The sequence below is a fragment of the Vreelandella mediterranea genome, assembly GCF_970647075.1.
On sequence record NZ_OZ310198.1, the window covers coordinates 524,680 to 541,932 of the forward strand.

Sequence of the window (17,253 nt, forward strand, 5' to 3'; positions counted from 1 at the left end):
GCAGAGCATGGGATACCGACAGCTGTCCTGGGCACAACGGTACCAAATTTTTGCTTATTTTGAGACCGGCATCAACCAGCGACAAATAGCCAGAACGATTGGGGTTCACAGCAGCACCATCAGCCGGGAGATAAAGCGCAATGGGCCTGCGGCTGGCTATGCGCCTGAGCAGGCGCAATCAAGAAGTGATCATCGCCGACGCAGTGCTTGGAAAGTAACGAAGCGGCTGACAAGTCTGATTCGTTGGGTGACTGATCAACTGATGGATGAATGGAGCCCTCAGCAAATTAGCGGCTTCATGGCGAATGCCAACGGGGGTTGTGTAAGCCACCAGTGGATCTATGCTTTGATCCGAGATGACAAGAAACACGGCGGCTAATTATGGAAGCGGCTCCGGCTACCACACCAGCGGCGCTATCAGCGCCAGTTGGCCAAGTATGCGGGATTGGGCAAGATCCCACACCGGGTGGGCATTGAACAGCGCCCCGCAGAAGTGGAAGGACGAAGCTATATCGGCCATTGGGAAGGCGATACGGTACTCAAGGGTCATAAAGAATCTGGCCTGGTGACCCTGGTCGAGAGACGCAGCGTTTATCTCTTGGCAGCGCGCCTGTCGACGATCACGGCCATTGGACGGCCAAAGCGATGACCTTTTTATTAAAACTACGCTGAGGCGCAGTGCAGACTATCGCCTTGGATAACGGTTCGGAATTCGCCTAGCACTCACAGGTTGCCAAGCCCGCCTCGGCCAGGACTTATTTTTGTGACCCGTACCGCTCATGCCAGCGTGGTACCAATGAGGATACCAACGGCCTGATTAGGCAGTATTTCCCGAAAGGAACGGACTTCCGAAAGGTGAGCGACTCAGCACAGAGGAGAGTCGTTGCCAAGCTGAACGATCGCCCCAGAAAACGTCTGGGGTATCGGATACCGGCACAAGTGTTTCTCGGAGAGTATTCAGAGGCGCTGAAAACTGCAGAGGCTGCTTAATGTTTGAATTCAGGATTATAAGGTTTTCTCCATTTCAGCGGATGACCATACTAACCCTTTAGAGTAAAGAGCCTATGCCCGTCATCAATACCAATATTACGGCCATAACCTCGCAGCAAAACCTGCAACGCTCGCAGTCGTCGCTTGCGACCAGCCTCGAGCGCTTGTCATCAGGGCTGCGTATCAATAGCGCCAAAGATGACGCTGCCGGTCAGGCGATCAGCAACCGTATGACCAGTCAGATCAACGGGCGGGCCATGGCCATGCGTAACGCGAATGACGGTGTGTCGCTATCGCAAACCGCTGAAGGGGCGCTTGATCAAATCAACGACAAGCTCCAGCGTATCCGCGAGCTGACGGTCCAGGGGTTGAATGGCACGCTCAGTTGGAGCGATAGCGATTCGATTCAAAATGAAATCAATATGAACCTCAAGGAGATCGACCGTCTGGCGGAATCCGCTCAGTACAACGGCATACCGCTACTGGATGGTCAGAAAGGCCTGGTCAATTTACAGGTCGGTGCCAATACCAGCGATACTCTGAATTTAGATCTTTTGCCACCGGGGTTTAGTGTGGAGGCGTTAGGGCTCGAGGACTTTACGGTGAGGGGGATAGACGGAGACGTCGCCCCAAGGAATACGCTGAAGGGGCAAGCCATTGATATCGAGCTCTATCCGCAGGACTCAAATCAAACCCGGGTCACTTATACAGGTGTAACGGGCACTGAGCCGACCTTGCGTCAACAAAATGCGACCGATGGCGGGCTAAATTACTATATCAGTACGCTAGACAATGACGGCAATCCGCGTTTTTACGATACCCGCACGCCAGTGGCCAACCACACGACGGCCACTGATAGTAGTACGGTACGCGTTGCGAGTACCGGGCTGCTTTATACCGACGCACTATCCAACGAGCCCGAGCAAGAAATTTCCAGCATTACCTTCAACGATGCCAACGGTAATACCCTGGAAGGCTCGGCACGCCTGCTGCAGTCGAATGGACGCTATTTGATCGAGCAAACATCCGATAACGGTAGCGTAAGTTACTTTGATGCCGAGCTCGATTATGTGCCTGGTGAACAAGTGGCTACTGCCAGTGCGGTAAGCAACGCGCGTACCGCTGAGCAAGCATATTTTATGGCTTCGGATATCGAAGTCGACGGGGCAAATTACGCGTTTGGCGACGCAGAGCTCGTATTTCAAAGCCGCGACGGCGAAACCTTATCCAACGCGGATGTCCTCGAAAAGGGTGATAACTACTATATTCGCAGCCAGTTGGACGGAGAAACCGTTTACTATCGCGTGGATGAGGTTAGTGCTACGACCACGACGGAAAGTGGCGTCGAAGAAACGACGTTGGTTTTTCAAACGGATACTACCCGCGCCTTTTTAAGTGATGATTTCGCCGATAGCGATGAAGTCACGACGTTACCCGCGATTGATTTTTCCGCTTCGCCCAACATGAATATTACCGATGTTGATGGAAACGTTAGCAACGATAATGCGCGGCTAATGCAGGACGTGTCGACCGGCGAGTATATGGTGGAAATCAGCGATGGTGGGGGCCGCTACAGCTACCATGAAGCCAACGTAGCTTTTTCGCTGGGGCCTAACGGAGATGTACAGGTCGATGCCCAGGCGCAGTCGACGGCGGTAAATACGTTTGATCTCAATGAGCGAGTCGAAAAAGTAGACGGCACCTCAACGATTACGCTCGACCCGCGTAACGTGACAGTTAACTATACGGATTCCAATGGTGACACCTTTAGCGATGTGCTTCGCCAGCGTGAGGATGGGAACTACTACTTCGATTTGCCTAATAGCCATTCAAGCTACGGCAATTCTAAAGTCGCAAGCCTGGTCGATGTCGATGGTAACGATACGCTGATCAAAACGATCAACGGTACGGGGGAGGTGATTATCTATCATCCTCTGAATGTAGCGCCGTTATCGGTCAATGTCGTCACGGATGCTAACGGCGCCGCCGGCGATGGCGTGCCTCACAGCACGGTGAATTTGACCGAGGTGGATCGGGATATCCGGCTGCGCACTCCGCCCAACCCGCTGGCAGCGTTGGATCAGGCCATTGCCATGGTGGATAGTAAGCGGAGCTATTTAGGGGCTTTCGAGAACCGGCTGGGATCAGTGATCGAGAATAACCTGAATGCCAATATCAACCTCTTGGCCGCTCGATCACGTATTGAAGATACCGATTACGCGAGCGAGGCCTCCAATATGGTAAAAACTCAAATACTCCAGCAGGCGGGTACCGCCATGCTGGCCCAAGCCAATCAAACGCCTCAAACTATTCTCACTCTGTTGGAGTAGTTCAAAGCGTTAAGCAGAAACCGATATTCAATAAGTGGGCGGTAGGGGAGACACCTCAAAGGGCTGTGGGTATGCGCGCATTTGAAAACGTTCAACGTCCATTAGGGGCCGCTCATGGAAAGCAGCGCCGCCTGTGATATAGGCCGAAGACCCTTCGTTCATTGTTGTTATATCTCATAAGTCTATTCTGATATGCTTTACTGGCTTAACCTATGATAATAAGCAGTTGGTTCAGTTTATAAGCCAAGGCCGTACTCAATGGACACCGTTACCCTAACCCTCGTTTTTGCCATTCTGGCGATGTGGCTTAGCTTTACCTGCGCACTGGTCGTGGTGTATTTGCTTCTCAGCGGCCAGCCCGCCGGGGCGGCCTCTTCTGGCAATGCGGCGGGAGAAGACAGTAATAGGGGAAGCGAACCCGATAAAAACGCCCCTATGCTGGTGAATGATAGCGGCGTCGCCTGGGGAGTGCAGGTGCTCTTCGAAGACCCATCGACCGCTACCAATCAGCGCCTGATCAACGTACTGGCTTCTCTAGGGGCCGAGTATGAGAGTGCCACTAAGGTCTATACAGTCTCGGGAGAGACGTCGCGCACGCCCATCGTGGTTGAAAACGCCGCGGCCCCTGCGCCGCTACCGGCGCCAGACGATGTCGATAGCCCCTATATAGTAAAGGGCGTAAGCGTTCAGATCCGCGCGAATAGCGAGGTGATGAAACCCGGCAAGCTGCAGCTAGCGCGCTTGGTCAAAATCGCCAAAGCGGTGACCCGAGTGGGGGGGACCGTGGTGGATGCCCAGAAAGCGCCGATTACTAAAGCGGGTTTCAAGGCCGTGATTGCCGGTAAGGCCAGAATGTAGCCGCGTCGCTTCAATCGTGCTGTTGGCCGCTCCCCGGTTTGCTGAGGCAGGCGGATCTGGGCAGCAACGAAAAAGGCAGCCTGTGGCTGCCTTTTTCGTTGCTGCTTTTCCTTGGGAGTGCAATAGGGAGGCGCTATGAACGCCCCCGATAAAGCAGTCCCTTAGTGCGCCAATGTAAGCGGCTGGTGTTCACCGGTTACCTTGAAGCGGCTGACCATACTGGCCATGTCGCTGGCCTGGTCATCCAGTGCACTGCTCGCCGTGGCGACCTGTTCTACCAACGCCGCGTTTTGCTGGGTGACTTCGTCCAGCTGGGTCAATGCCTGATTGATCTGCTCGATCCCGGAGGACTGTTCCGCCGTGGCGGCGGAGATTTCCGCGACCAGCGCGGCGGTGTGCTGGGCGCGTTCGGCAATGGTTTTGAGCGTGTCGCTGGTCGAGGTCACCAGGTTTTCGCCTTCCTGAATGCTTTCGACGTTATGGTGGATGAGCTGGCGAATCCGTTTGGCTTCTTCGGCGCTACGGCTGGCCAGGTTGCGTACTTCCGCTGCGACCACGGCGAAGCCGCGGCCCTGCTCACCCGCCCGCGCCGCTTCCACAGAAGCATTCAATGCCAAAATGTTGGTTTGGAAGGCGATGCCGTCGATCGCTTCGATGATCGCGGTGACCTGCTGGTTGGCTTGGTGGATTTGCTCCATGGCCAGGCGGGCCCGCTCGGCGATATCGTTGGCCGCGTTGGCCTGCTCGGCCATGTCCTGGGTGGAGTGGCTTGCCTGTTGCGCGGTGCTCGCGCTTTGCTTAACGGTTGCCGTGATTTGCTCCATGCTGGTCGCCGTTTCCACCAGTGAGGAGGACTGTTCTTCGGTGCGCTGCGCCAGATCCGCATTGCCCTTGGCGATCTCTTTGCTGGCCACTTCGACGGACTGTGCGCCCTGTTTGATACTGGCGACCAGCTCTTCTGTTTTGGCCGTCGACTCATTGAACGCTAGGTAAAGCCTTGAAAGTTCATCGCTGCCGGGAACGGTCAAACGCTGGGTGAGATCGCCGCCTCGGGTTTGAATGTTGTGAAGCGCAGCATTTAAAGGCCTTACGATGCTGCGCACGATCAGGATGGAAAGCACGATGGCCAGCACCGCGGCGGCCAGCGTTAAAATCAGATAAGACGTCAGCTCGCTCACCGCATCGTCGCGAAGGCCACTGGCGGTCTCGAGCAGCTGTTCGGCCGCGCTTTGTCCGACTCCGGCCAACTGGTCGATCAAACGGGTTTGCTGCTCGAACCACTGCTGGTGATCCACATTGAAGTTACCGGCGGTTCCTTGCGCTATGGCGATACCGCGCATGTCGCTCAAGGTTTGGGCCAGGGGGCTTGTCAGTATCTCATCGAGTTCGCTTTGAAGCTCTGCGTTGGAGAGTTTGTTGAACGTGCTTACGTATGCCTGAGAGCGGCCGGTTAGCGAAAGCAGGTTGGCGTACGTGGCGGGCAGCAGGGTGTCGACACTGAACGCGGTGGTCAGCACCGCGCGCTCGATCCCGGCCAGTTCCTTGATATTCAGGAGGCTGTAATAGGCGTTGAGCTGCCGGACGATCTCGCCACGCTCGACACTAAAGGTCAATGCGCTAACGATATCGATCAACAGGGTATTGATGTTCGTGTAGTAGGCAGTCGATTGTTCACCCGCAATGGCCAGCTGATCGATACGCTGGCGATACGACGCCAACTCACTCAGCAGGGCGCTCGCCTGATCTACTTGCGCTCGCACTGCTGTATCATCGCTGGTAAAAGTCAGGGTATTCGAATAGAGGTTGAAGTCCTCAAACTTCGCGTCGGTTTGACGCCGCTGTTCTGGCAGCTCCGCACGAAAGTTTTGGCCCTCACTGCCTAGAAAAGCCGCTGACATTCCTCGTTCGCGTTGAAGCTCGTGAACCAGAACGCCGGCCTGCTGACTAAGCTCCGTCATTTCTTGAAGATGGCCCATTTCGGAGGCTATGTCCTCACGTTCTAAAATGCCCGTTACCGCCAGCCAAGCCATGGCGAGCAAGGGTAACGCTAGGGTCATGGCAAATTTACGTCCCATGGATATACGATGTAGTGCCTTTTGCATGGCGGTTTCTCGTCTGAAAAAAGGTGGCCTACCGAGGCTGACAGGAGGGCGGCAAGGGAAGATGCGCACAGTCCTTTCAATGGTATCGGCTTTAGGTCCGCACTCTTGACGAGAGAAAAAAGCCGTTAAAAAAATCCATGATATAGATCAATATTTTTTAAAATTTACGGCTGATTTTTTGGCTTTAACGCTATTCGGGGAGGCTCTCGGGCGTTTTGATACGAAAGGATCGTCTCTCCTGATATGTTTTGCTGATTTATTGTTTTAACTTATATCAAATAGTAAGTTTAACTTTAAGCGATTTTCTCCTGATAGTTTAGTAATGTGAGGAGGTCGTTTAGTGGAGTAAATATATTGTATTTTTATTTTAATTTTATAAGCAATTGATTTTTATAATAAATTTATTTTAAAAAGACGTCAAAATCAATAAGCTGGGGAAAATGAGGAAGTTGAGGCTGTCATTATAACGTGCGTTAGTAATTAGTGTTTCAAGGGTTGCAAGCCTGCCTGTATTGGCTACTTTTGTTATTACACAGTTAGTAACGTTTTAAAAAGCTTCTAGATCTGAAGTTTAATCATACAAGGAGTGGATTAGATGACAGTCACCAACACACCTCTTAACGTTGTGACCGCTCATAAACAGTATAGCGAGATGGGCGATATGGCCTCTACCCAAAGCGTGAAAGAGCAGGATTTATATCCTACGCGTCTTTCCAAAAAGCCCGCCTCACTCACCCAGCCGCGCCGTGATGCAGTGGTGAAAGGCGGTGAGCTAAGCGGACCGCTATCCAAAGCGCAGCTCGATGAGTTCGAGCGTAAAGGGTTTTTGTTTATCCCTAACCTGATTAGCGGCGACGAGCTCGACGAGCTTTGCGATGACATCACCGAGCTTATGAACACAGACGAATTCCGCAACCGGGAATTCAGTATTACCGAGCCGGAAAGTAACGAGATCCGCTCGCTCTTTGCGGTGCATAAGCTCTCTGAGCGGCTGGGCCAGCTTGCAAATGACGAGCGCGTGGCAGGCGCCGCCCGCCAGATCATCGGTGATGACCCCTACGTGCATCAGTCGCGTATCAATTACAAGCCGGGCTTTGCTGGTAAAGGTTTTGATTGGCACTCGGATTTCGAAACCTGGCACGCGGAAGACGGCATGCCGAACATGCATGCCGTGAGTGCTTCGCTGATCCTGACCGATAATCATGAGTTCAACGGACCGCTGATGCTGATCCCCGGTTCGCACAATGAGTTCGTACCGTGTTTGGGTGAAACCCCGGAGGATAACCACAAGAGCTCATTGAAAGCGCAGGAAGTGGGCGTTCCCAGCGCCGAGGCGCTGACAGAGCTTGTAGACAAATACGGTATCGAGGCGCCCAAGGGCAAGGCAGGGGGCTTATTGTTGTTCGATTGCAACACCCTTCACGCCTCCAACGCGAACCTGTCGCCAGACCCGCGCAGCAACGTGTTCTTTGTTTTCAACCGCCCGGATAACCGTTGCGGCGAGCCCTTCGCGGCACCCAAGCAGCGCCCCGGCTTTTTGGCCCATGGTCCTGACGGCGGCTGGTCGCCGGAATAAGGTTGAATGCCTTGACTGCCAGGGCGTGCATTTAAAAGAAAGGCTCGGGTCTAAATAGCACCGCCCGAACCAGGCTTCACGGCTGGTTCGGGCGGTTTTTTATTGAGACAAAGGTCGTTGACTCAGGATGGGGCGGATGACGAGTGACTATTCACTGCTTTTTGGATCTGCCTTGTCATTCTCCTGATCAATATTTTTCTTGTGTGCTTTCTTCTCCTTGACGACCTGAGCACCGGAAAAAGGCGCATTCTTCATGGAGGTGTTGTGTGCCGGCGACGTTGAATGGTTCTTTTGGCCATCTACGTTTTCGTCAGGCCGATAAGGCTTTGGCTTTTGGGTGTGCGAGCCTTCTTGCGGTGCCTCCTCGCTATTGGGCACGTCTCTCTCCATTAGCCGTTCGGCTTCTTTAACGTCACCACGTTTTTGATCGCTGCGTTGATCGTTCATCGGAATACTCCATTGCGGATGAGAAGCAATTTAAAAGGTAGTATCTTCTTTTTATTTATCAATCGTTATTTAGGGGTTTTCGAATGTTCTAGAATAAAAAAATATTAATGTAGGTTATCTTATTGCTGAGCATTGACAGGTTCTAATGATATTTATTGAACTATCCTGTCGTTTACCAGCTCTTAGCTTTAAGTTGGCGCTTATTTTTTCATGACGTGTTTTTCTAAGGATACTTTTATAAATATAGCTTTCTAAATATGGTTAGCTGATAACGCTTGTCGATTTTTATTAAAGTTATTCGATAGAAAGATCTCATTTGAGATGGATAAGCGCTCAATGGGTATGGAGAAGGTCTTTATTTATACTGAAGTAGCTGGCGCTTGAGCGGAAATCGTTTTTACTGGAATGTTGTTAAGACATGCGTAGTCATTAATACGTATAACGCTTTTAAATCGAGGAGTAAGCACCATGGAAAACAGACATCTTTTGGACTGGCTTCGAGATGCCCACGCGATGGAGAAACAGGCCGAGCAAATGCTAAGCGCTCAGGCGCGGCGGCTTGAAAGCTACCCTGAACTTCAAAAGCACATCGAGCAACATATAGATGAAACGCAAGGTCAGGCCCGAAAACTCGAGCACTGTATTGGGCTTTTGGATGCCAACACATCTACCATCAAGGATATTGGCGCGCAGATGATGGCGTTCGGCCAAGCCATTGGCGCAATGACGGCTGAGGACGAAGTGATCAAAGGCAGTATTGCTTCTTACGCTTTCGAGCATTTCGAGATCGCCTGCTATAAGGCGCTCATCGCAGCGGCGGATATGGCAGGAGAAGCGGAGATATCACAAATTTGTCATGAGATCCTCGAAGAGGAAGTCGCTATGGCGCAGTGGTTGAATAAGCACCTCGAAGATACGACGCGTGACTTTTTAGAGCGTTCGGACAGCGAGAGCCTGCGCTCTAAAACGTAGCCTTGGAATTGGCCTATAACGCTAGTGGCATTGAAACGATCACCCCGGCTTGCCGCCGGGTTTTTTTATAATTCATTATTCGATTATGTGGTTTTTATTAACCTTTTATAATGTTTTAGGGGTTGAATCGAGTTATTTAGCTTTTATTAAAGCCTTTCTTTTCAATAACATAGGTTATGACTTTTGCGTGCTTTATTCTTTGACAAAAAAAGCCTTTTTGTTTAATCATTTAGCCGCGATCGAAAGATACAAGGACTTTAGAAATACAGGCTGAGTAGTCGGTGCATTTTATTAACATTTATTAATAATATTCTCTTTGGTCAGGGTTAGACCTGGTTATGAGTGTTGCTATATTTTTCGTCCATTTGGCTGTTCCGTTATATATGTGTACGCGCCCTGTATTTTGTCTTTTAAAATCATAACTTTTGTATAGCGGTAATGGAGTGTTGAGAATGCGTAGCAGGTATGGCGCTGATGGACAGGATTTGATGAAAGATAGTAGTTATACTTCGTCGCCAAACACTATTGTAAAGCATGAGAAAAATATCTCGCTTGCGAAAGCGCTAAGTCTTTATGGCGTTGTTAGCGAGAAATCCAATGAGCTGTTGACTCGAATTGCTGTCAAAAAAGTCGAGCTAAAGCGCCACCAGAAGCTGTTTTTTCTACAGGAAGGGAAGCCCAAACTTTTTATCGTTAAAAAGGGATGGGTCAGTATTTGCCAATCAGTTAAAAATCACGGGCAGGATATATGTAACGTTTATATGCCTGGCGATATTGTAGGTCTGCGTGAAAGTTTTTTCGACACTAACGATGTTGCCATAGTGGCGCTACAAAACTGCGAGCTGGAGCGTGTGTCCGCTGAAGAGGTTCACGCACTGTTTGAAATACACGATGACATAAGAAAGGCGATTATTTCTTATGTCATGGTCAATGACAATATCGCCATTGCACGGTTAAGAAGCTGCACCCACCACAAGGCGGAAGAGCGAGTCGCCCACTACCTGCTCGAAGTATATGCCCGCTACCGGTTCAAGCAGGCGAGCGATACAGACTTTTTCACGCTTCCCATTACTCAAGAGGTCATTGGTGAGCTTTTAGGAATGACCAGCGTGCACGTTAGCCGCTGTATGACCACGCTGGAGCAGAAAAAGCTGATCCGAAAAAATCGTGCCGCCATAAAACTGCTCGAACCCGAGCGTTTGATTGAGGCAACGGGCTTTGACGAGCGGCTGATTTATGGGCATGTGTACTCGAACTGAGATGTTCTGCTTTGTACCGGTCATGCAAGCGGCTTAGGCTCTGTTTGAAAAGTGCCTGCGCTCGACAATACGGCGTTAAAAATTGGCTCAAAATACTCATTTACACGTGTAAACTCCGTTTTTTCGCCAATTTTTGCCTTGTCTTGTCTTCGCTCGTCGACTTTTCAGACAGACCCTAGAAATACCATGATAAACCGATACTGACCTCTTCGGCACGCTCGTCGTGTTCTATACCGATGCGGGCGTCCAGTGATTTGTCGATCGCCAAACGGTGCTGCAGTTGCCAGTGGGTACGCCGCCCGGCCGCGCCCTTGAACGAGTCGGTATGCGTGGCCTGTAGCAGGGTACGCTGGGCCGCGCTCCACTCGGTCAGTACGCCCAGTTGGGCTGATGGGGCAACCGCGCCCGATTGATAGCGCTCTGTACGTGCCTGGCCGCCCACCATGGCAAAGGGCAGGTAGCGCCCAACACGAAACGACTTCCCCGCTAAAAGTGTTGTATGTGCCTCCAGGCAGCCATGGCAGGCAAGGTTCGAGCGTTCGATACCGCCGGATGCGTGCCAGGCGGCACTGGGCAAGGTGGGTAGTGGAACGCTCTGGGCGTGCAAGTTGGTGATATGAAACAGTGATAGCCGACGCAGGCGGGCGGTCTCATCGGTAAGGGATAACTCGACGCGGCCAATCTCGAGCGCGGCGTTGGGCATTCGGGTGGTATTGCTATCCAGCAAATCGTATTGCAAGGGCCTTAATGTCAGGCGCAAAGCCTCGCCCTGTTCGTCGTTGTAAAGCCCCTCAACGCGTACCAGGGAAGAGGGCGTGGCCTCGTGTAACGGTGTTAACGCTCCAGGTGCTTGTGAAGTGCTTGCCTGGGGGAGGGCCAGGCGCGCTTGAAGCAATCGGCGTTCGGTTTCGGCCTGGTTGGGCGCATCACCGGCTTGCTTTAGAAACGCGGCATGACTTAGCAAAGTATCCAGCACGCGGGCCTGGCTTGCCGCGGGCAATGCCCGCAATACCGTGCTGTTGAGTTCGAGTTTCTCTATGTCCGGCCAGGTACTGGGTACAGCCTGCTGCTCCTGACGGTTGAGTGCCTGGTAGTGGCGTTCGGTTTGCAGGCGCCGCGAGGGCACGTGCCGTGTCTCCTGGAGTAGTGGCTGATTGTCCCCTTGTGTTTCGCCGATAGCGCGTATCAGCGTTTCCGGTGCCACCCAGAGCGCGCGGCCAGGCGTCAGGTCCCGGTCAATGACGAGCTCGAGGGTACGGGCAATGCGTGAGGCGCAGTTCTGGGTAAGAAACAGGTAGTCGAAATGCTGGCTGCGGATTTCATAAAGATGCGCTATCAGAAGCTCGCGCTTCTCTAGCGGTAGATTGAGTCGGTAGTGCCATAGATCGCGCATCTCGCGCTCACTGTAGACCGTGTTATTACGGTAAAAAGAGGCGTGAGAGTAGCGGGCTTCGTAGCCGCCCAGCATCCCCTTGGCCATATAGGTTACAAGACCGTCATCCGCTGGAACATCGGCGCCGAAGTTGAAGCTTGTATCAAGAAGCCGTGAGACCGAGGTCGCGCCATCTTCGTCGCTTTTTTCCAGGTGTAGCATCAGGTGACCAAAGAAAGAGGCAGGGTTACCCAGATAACCCGAGGCAAACATCAGCCCGACTTCTGAACCACCATAACGGCTCTGCCAGTCATCCCATTCGGGGCAGGACGCTTCAGGCCACTGCTCGCCGGTCATTTGGGTCAGCCAGCGCGCACGAGCGGGAAACCGACAGCGCGCGTGGGGTTCACGTGCTCGAGCGGGCAGGCGCAGGGCCGCAAGCGTTGCGGCAAGCTCTGCTTGCGGGTCGAACGGGCCATTCTCGGCCAGGAAGAAAGCGTCATCCAGTACGGCGCTGCGCGGCTGGCTAAACGTGCCCGCTCGGTCAAAGTGCAGCAGCGAATGCCACTGTGGATGATTAGAAAGCGCGAGTTGTGCGCCTTGACTAACGCCCACGTAAAGAGACAGGCACGCTGAAAGCGCTACCAGAAGGCGTCGCATGGCAAACTCATCCTCACATTGATCGGTCGAGCGGGGTGGGAATAGCGAGACCGAACGTTCATCGGCCCCGCAGTGTCACTTAGCTAGCAAAACAGCTAACGGTGGCTTGGTTCAGGCTGGTGTAAAATTGAAAGGCTTTATCGGCGTGGGCCTGGTCGGCGTAACCGGTAGACGCGGTGCTGGCTTGCAGATCGGTGCGCAACTGGCTCACTACCTCTTGCTGAGCGCTGGCCGAGCAGTCCATCAGGCCAAGGGCGGCAGTCAAATGCTCACCTTCACCCATGGCGGTTTCCATGGCCAACTGGTCGTAAGTGGTGTCGATGAACTGGGCCACTTCGATTTCCTTGCTGCTGCAGGTATCCGGCGAAATGGTCGCAGATGTCACAGCGGTAGAGCCCGAGTCCCAGATAACGTTTGAGAGTGCCGCTGCTGTGGTGTTGTTATCAAAAATCGCGGCGCCAATACCGCAATGCTGCCAAGGGTTAATATCCTGGCTCGTTTCTGCAGCGGCGGTGCTGGTACCCATTACCATCAGGCAGCCGGTCAGCGTGGCGGCAGAAAGCGTCATTAGTTTCATTTTTTCTAGTTCCCTTGTTCAAGTATGACGACCTTGTTCAGCGCTTCATCAGGAGGGCCGTCGTCTCCCAATAAGATTTACATCGTTGCCGACACCGGCGGGCTCTATTAACGAAGGTAGCCACGGCAATCGAGATTGCAAAGTATAATTAGCCAATTTGTAATTGTAAGTATACTTTGATTATTAATGATTGTTAATATTGACTTTTTTATTCGCCAGCAGTAAAGGTGTTCGGGTTGGCTTGGAAAAGCAGCGCTGGCGGCGCGGTGCGCGGGTGGCCTTGACGTTCTTGGCAAAAAAGCGGGGGAGGGTTGTCGTACAGGTAGTCGGGTGGGGTAGACTAATGCGCCTGTCGTTGAGTATGCGGCACGTATAATGAGAAGGAGAGTACCCGCCATGCGTTTTGTTCCACAGTTTACCGATGGCCAGGAATTTCCCCACGCGCTGGGTAAGGTCGTGTGCGTTGGCCGTAACTACGCCGACCACGCCAAAGAGCTGCAAAATCCTGTTCCGAGCGAGCCGTTGCTGTTTATCAAGCCGGCGACCAGCGTGGTCGATATTACCAAACCGTTGGATCCTCCCTTCTCCCGCGGTGATGTGCACTATGAAGCCGAGCTTGCGCTGCTGATCGGCGAAACGCTGACCCACGCGACCCACGAACAGGCCGAGCGCGCTATTGTCGGCATTGGCCTGGCGATGGATCTAACCCTTCGCGACGTGCAAACCCAGCTCAAAGAGAAGGGCCACCCCTGGGAAACCGCCAAGGCCTTTGACGGGGCGTGCCCGCTCTCGGCGTTTTTGCCGCTTAGCCGGGTGCCCAACTGGAACGCGCTGACGTTTACGCTCGATATCAACGGCGAGCAGCGCCAGTACGGCGAAGGCGCGGATATGCTGTTTGCGATCCCGACGCTGGTGGCGGAAATGAGCCGCCATTTCACCCTGGAGCCTGGGGATGTGATCTTGACCGGCACGCCGGCGGGTGTCGGCGAGCTGCCTCGTGGCGCGGCGCTCAAACTGACGCTGACCGGCGGGCTCGAGGTGAATACCACCGTCGTCGAATAAAAGCAGGCATTAAAAACGCCGCCGACCCTTGGGGCCGGCGGCGTTTTTGCGTCTGCGCTACATGTTTGCCGTTCGAGCGTCATTCAAGCTAGAGGCCCATCATTCAAGATAGGTGTAGCCTTCAAGCCCTTCGTTGAGGCTCGCGGCGAAGCTCTCTTGTTCGGCCTCGGAGAAACCACTTCTGGTGAGTTGGTCGAACAGTTTGCGCTTGAGGGCCGCGGCGTCAAAGTTCACGTAGCCCAGCACGTTGGCCACCGTATCGCCGGCTTGCGGGTTGGAGAGCACCCACTCGCCGTTCTGGCCCAGGGCGGCGTCGACGGAGTCGGTGTCGCCAAACAGGTTGTGCAAGTCGCCCAGAATCTCCTGATAGGCGCCCACCAGGAAAAAGCCGAGCCAGCGCTCTTCGTTTTCGGGCCACTCGGGTAGCGGCAGGGTGCTTTCAACGCCCTGGCCGTCCACGTAGCTGTCGATACGCCCGTCGGAGTCGCAGGTAATGTCCTGAATCACCGCGCGGCGGGTGGGCGCCTCGTTCAGCCCGGTCAGTGGCAGCACCGGGAAGATCTGCTCGATCCCCCAGACATCCGGCACCGACTGGAACAGCGAGAAGTTCACGAAAAGCTTGTCGGCGAGTTTCTCGGCCAGCTCATCCATGATCTCGCGGTGGGCGCGGTTGCGGGTATCCAGCTGGCCGCGCAGGCGCGCGCAGGTCGCCATATAGAGGCGCTCGCCCTGGGCGCGGGCGTCGATGTTGGAAAGCCCCATTACGAAGCGTTCGTGCAGCTCGCTGACCGCCTGTAGCACGTCGTGCCAGGCTTCGACCAGCACGCGGGGCTCCTGAGCGCTCTCGAGCTGGTCGAAAACGCGCCAGAGCGCTTCCACCTGGGGGTCGTCCTGTTGTTCGCGCACCGGTGGGGTGTCGTCGATGCGCTCCTCGCCGATCACGTTGGTGATTAGTACCGCGTGGTGGGCGGTCAGCGCCCGGCCGGATTCACTGATCAGGTGCGGGGCGGGCAAGTTCGCCTCCTGGCAAAGCTGAGCGAAGGCGTTGACCACGTTGCGGGCGTACTCGCGCATCGAGTAGTTCACCGAGCAGTCACTTCTCGAGCGCGTGCCCTCGTAATCGATCCCCAGGCCGCCGCCCACGTCCACCGTATCCACCGGCGCGCCCAGGGCGATCAGGTTCTGGTAGAAACGGGCGCACTCGCGCAGCCCGCGCTGAATATCGCGAATGTTGGCGATCTGCGAGCCCAGGTGGAAGTGCACCAGCTGCAGGCTTTCCAAAGCGTTTTGGCTTCGCAGGGTGTCGACCACCTGCAGAATCTGGCTGGCGGTGAGACCGAACTTGGATTTCTCGCCGCCGGTGTTTTGCCATTTGCCTTTGCCCACCGAGGCGAGCCGGGCGCGCAGGCCGATACGCGGGGTCACCTCGAGCGCGCGGGCCTCTTCGAGAATCATCGAAAGCTCGGAGAGCTTTTCGACCACGAGATACACCTTGTGACCGAGCTTTTCGCCCAGCAGCGCCAAGCGCACGTACTCGCGGTCTTTGTAGCCGTTGCAGACGATCAGCGAAGAGCCGGCATCCGAGAGCGCCATCACGGCGATAAGCTCGGGCTTGCTGCCCGCTTCCAGGCCCACGCGGCCGCTGCCGCGCTCGGCGGTGGCGAGTATTTCCTCCACCACGCGGCGCTGCTGGTTCACCTTGATGGGATACACCGCGGTATAGCCGCCGGCGTAGTCCGCTTCCTGCATGGCACTGTCAAAAGCGCTGCAAAGCTGCTCGACCCGGTCGTGAAGAATATCGCTAAAGCGCACCAGTACCGGTAGACGAAGCCCGGCGTTTTGCAGCTCCCGGGTCAGCGTACTGAGCGCAAGTGCCGGGCCCTCGGCGTCGCTGCCCAGCGGGCGCACCAGCGCCTGGCCCTGCTCGTTGACGTCGAAATAGCCGCTGCCCCACTGGTCGATGTTCCAGGTGCGGCGCGCGCGCTGGGCGGCGCTTTGGGAGCTTGAAGAGTCACTCATTCATCAATGGCCTCAGGCAGCGGCAAGGCCCCGTGGGCGATGCGTGCCTTCAAGATGGTGCGAAAACGCTCCGGGTCGTGGGGCGTCAAATCGTGGGCCGGCGGGTCGACATAAACGACCAGAAGGCGCGAGAGCCAGTAACGAAGCGCGGTCATGCGCAGCATCGTCGGCCACAGCGCACGCTCTTGCGCGGTGAAGGGCCGCCGCGCCATGTACGCCGATAAAAGGGTGTCGTAACGCTCGGCGTTGAGCGTGCCGTCTTCATCGGTTGCCCAGTCGTTGATCACGATGGCGACGTCGAATAAGAGCTCGCCGGTGCAGCCGTTGTAAAGATCGATAATACCGCCAAGCCGGTCGCCCTCGAACAGCGTGTTATCACGAAACAGGTCGCCGTGAAGCGCCCCGGTGGGCAACGCATCCGCCTGGCCAAACGCGCTTTGAAAGTCGTCGACCTCGTCTTTCATCAGCGCTTGATCGGCGGGGCTCAAATACGCCAGCACCTTGTGGTGTACCGCCTCCAGCCAGTTTAGATCCCGCGGGTTGGGGCGCTGCCCCGGAAAATGTTGGGAGACCACGTGCAATTGGCCCAGCGCCTCGCCCAGCGCCCGGCACTGCGCCAAATTGGGGCTGGCGGGGTGGCGCCCCGGCATACGGGGAAACAAAAGCGCCGGCTTGCCCGCCAGGCTTTGTAGCGCCGTACCGTGATGGTCGTGCACCGGGCCGGGTACCGGAATGCGGTGCTCGTCCAGGTAATCCATCAGGTCGACGAAAAACGGAAGCTCTTCGTGCTCGCCTTGCTCGAAAAGGGTCAATACCAGCTCCCGCTGGTCGGTCGTGACGAAAAACGTCGAATTCTCCGTGCCGCCGGCCACGCCCTCCAGCGCGACCAACCGGCCCACGTCGAATCGTTCCAGAAAAGTGGCGACCTGCGCGTCGCTAAGCGGGGTGAATACAGCCATCGTTTTCTCGCCCGGGGTTTGGTTGGCTCATTGTAGCGACTCGACTCGCCAGTTGGCAGCGTTATGGTGA

At 54.8% G+C, this 17,253-nt stretch carries 12 protein-coding genes and 1 pseudogene; 7 read left to right on the forward strand and 6 right to left on the reverse strand.

Going from position 1 to position 17,253, the window contains the following annotated elements; all coding sequences use genetic code 11:
• Positions 1 to 7: 7 nt before the first annotated feature.
• The 3 genes and pseudogenes from ACWFVE_RS02510 (at position 8) to ACWFVE_RS02520 (ending at position 4,178) form a co-directional block, all read left to right on the forward strand.
• Positions 8 to 990: pseudogene (locus tag ACWFVE_RS02510) on the forward strand (IS30 family transposase).
• Positions 991 to 1,064: 74 nt separating this feature from the next.
• Positions 1,065 to 3,320 (forward strand): flagellin N-terminal helical domain-containing protein, encoded by a 2,256-nt coding sequence (locus ACWFVE_RS02515; RefSeq protein ID WP_447527718.1) that lies wholly within the window; start codon positions 1,065 to 1,067, stop codon positions 3,318 to 3,320.
• 258 nt (positions 3,321 to 3,578) lie between these two features.
• Positions 3,579 to 4,178 (forward strand): hypothetical protein, encoded by a 600-nt coding sequence (locus ACWFVE_RS02520; protein WP_447527719.1) that lies wholly within the window; start codon positions 3,579 to 3,581, stop codon positions 4,176 to 4,178.
• Between the two features lie 161 nt (positions 4,179 to 4,339).
• Here ACWFVE_RS02520 and ACWFVE_RS02525 read toward each other — a convergent pair whose 3' ends face one another.
• Positions 4,340 to 6,280 carry a methyl-accepting chemotaxis protein gene (locus ACWFVE_RS02525; protein WP_447527720.1) on the reverse strand — a complete coding sequence of 647 codons (1,941 nt, stop codon included), beginning with the start codon at positions 6,278 to 6,280 and terminating at the stop codon, positions 4,340 to 4,342.
• A gap of 595 nt (positions 6,281 to 6,875) precedes the next feature.
• Here ACWFVE_RS02525 and thpD point away from each other — a divergent pair.
• Positions 6,876 to 7,856, forward strand: coding sequence for an ectoine hydroxylase (gene thpD / locus ACWFVE_RS02530; protein WP_447527721.1), 981 nt, complete (start codon positions 6,876 to 6,878; stop codon positions 7,854 to 7,856).
• Between the two features lie 147 nt (positions 7,857 to 8,003).
• Here thpD and ACWFVE_RS02535 read toward each other — a convergent pair whose 3' ends face one another.
• Positions 8,004 to 8,303, reverse strand: a complete 300-nt coding sequence (locus ACWFVE_RS02535) for a hypothetical protein (protein WP_447527722.1) — start codon at positions 8,301 to 8,303, stop codon at positions 8,004 to 8,006.
• 468 nt (positions 8,304 to 8,771) lie between these two features.
• Between ACWFVE_RS02535 and ACWFVE_RS02540 the strand changes: the two genes are divergently transcribed.
• Both ACWFVE_RS02540 and ACWFVE_RS02545 read left to right on the forward strand, forming a co-directional pair.
• Positions 8,772 to 9,275, forward strand: a complete 504-nt coding sequence (locus ACWFVE_RS02540; RefSeq protein ID WP_447527723.1) for a ferritin-like domain-containing protein — start codon at positions 8,772 to 8,774, stop codon at positions 9,273 to 9,275.
• Positions 9,276 to 9,727: 452 nt separating this feature from the next.
• Positions 9,728 to 10,534 (forward strand): Crp/Fnr family transcriptional regulator, encoded by an 807-nt coding sequence (locus tag ACWFVE_RS02545; RefSeq protein WP_447527724.1) that lies wholly within the window; start codon positions 9,728 to 9,730, stop codon positions 10,532 to 10,534.
• 175 nt (positions 10,535 to 10,709) lie between these two features.
• On the opposite strand, the gene ACWFVE_RS02550 is transcribed toward ACWFVE_RS02545, so the two are convergent.
• Positions 10,710 to 12,566, reverse strand: a complete 1,857-nt coding sequence (locus tag ACWFVE_RS02550) for an Lnb N-terminal periplasmic domain-containing protein (RefSeq protein WP_447527725.1) — start codon at positions 12,564 to 12,566, stop codon at positions 10,710 to 10,712.
• Positions 12,567 to 12,645: 79 nt separating this feature from the next.
• On the reverse strand, positions 12,646 to 13,143 hold the full coding sequence (locus ACWFVE_RS02555) for a DUF3015 family protein (protein ID WP_447527726.1): 498 nt from the start codon (positions 13,141 to 13,143) through the stop codon (positions 12,646 to 12,648).
• A gap of 396 nt (positions 13,144 to 13,539) precedes the next feature.
• Here ACWFVE_RS02555 and ACWFVE_RS02560 point away from each other — a divergent pair, with 396 nt between their 5' ends.
• On the forward strand, positions 13,540 to 14,205 hold the full coding sequence (locus ACWFVE_RS02560; RefSeq protein WP_447527727.1) for a fumarylacetoacetate hydrolase family protein: 666 nt from the start codon (positions 13,540 to 13,542) through the stop codon (positions 14,203 to 14,205).
• Between the two features lie 99 nt (positions 14,206 to 14,304).
• Here ACWFVE_RS02560 and speA read toward each other — a convergent pair whose 3' ends face one another.
• Positions 14,305 to 16,224, reverse strand: coding sequence for a biosynthetic arginine decarboxylase (gene speA, locus ACWFVE_RS02565; protein ID WP_447527728.1), 1,920 nt, complete (start codon positions 16,222 to 16,224; stop codon positions 14,305 to 14,307).
• Positions 16,221 to 17,183, reverse strand: coding sequence for a homoserine kinase (locus tag ACWFVE_RS02570; protein WP_447527729.1), 963 nt, complete (start codon positions 17,181 to 17,183; stop codon positions 16,221 to 16,223). Before ACWFVE_RS02570 ends, speA begins: the two co-directional genes overlap by 4 nt.
• Positions 17,184 to 17,253: the final 70 nt, after the last annotated feature.

Coding starts and splice junctions, on each gene's coding strand:
- ACWFVE_RS02555 (WP_447527726.1), bottom strand. CDS start 13,143: ATGAAACTAATGACGCTTTCTGCCGCCACGCTGACCGGCTGCCTGATG.
- ACWFVE_RS02515 (WP_447527718.1), top strand. CDS start 1,065: ATGCCCGTCATCAATACCAATATTACGGCCATAACCTCGCAGCAAAAC.
- ACWFVE_RS02545 (WP_447527724.1), top strand. CDS start 9,728: ATGCGTAGCAGGTATGGCGCTGATGGACAGGATTTGATGAAAGATAGT.
- ACWFVE_RS02540 (WP_447527723.1), top strand. CDS start 8,772: ATGGAAAACAGACATCTTTTGGACTGGCTTCGAGATGCCCACGCGATG.
- ACWFVE_RS02550 (WP_447527725.1), bottom strand. CDS start 12,566: ATGCGACGCCTTCTGGTAGCGCTTTCAGCGTGCCTGTCTCTTTACGTG.
- ACWFVE_RS02525 (WP_447527720.1), bottom strand. CDS start 6,280: ATGCAAAAGGCACTACATCGTATATCCATGGGACGTAAATTTGCCATG.
- ACWFVE_RS02560 (WP_447527727.1), top strand. CDS start 13,540: ATGCGTTTTGTTCCACAGTTTACCGATGGCCAGGAATTTCCCCACGCG.
- ACWFVE_RS02535 (WP_447527722.1), bottom strand. CDS start 8,303: ATGAACGATCAACGCAGCGATCAAAAACGTGGTGACGTTAAAGAAGCC.
- speA (WP_447527728.1), bottom strand. CDS start 16,224: ATGAGTGACTCTTCAAGCTCCCAAAGCGCCGCCCAGCGCGCGCGCCGC.
- ACWFVE_RS02570 (WP_447527729.1), bottom strand. CDS start 17,183: ATGGCTGTATTCACCCCGCTTAGCGACGCGCAGGTCGCCACTTTTCTG.
- ACWFVE_RS02520 (WP_447527719.1), top strand. CDS start 3,579: ATGGACACCGTTACCCTAACCCTCGTTTTTGCCATTCTGGCGATGTGG.
- thpD (WP_447527721.1), top strand. CDS start 6,876: ATGACAGTCACCAACACACCTCTTAACGTTGTGACCGCTCATAAACAG.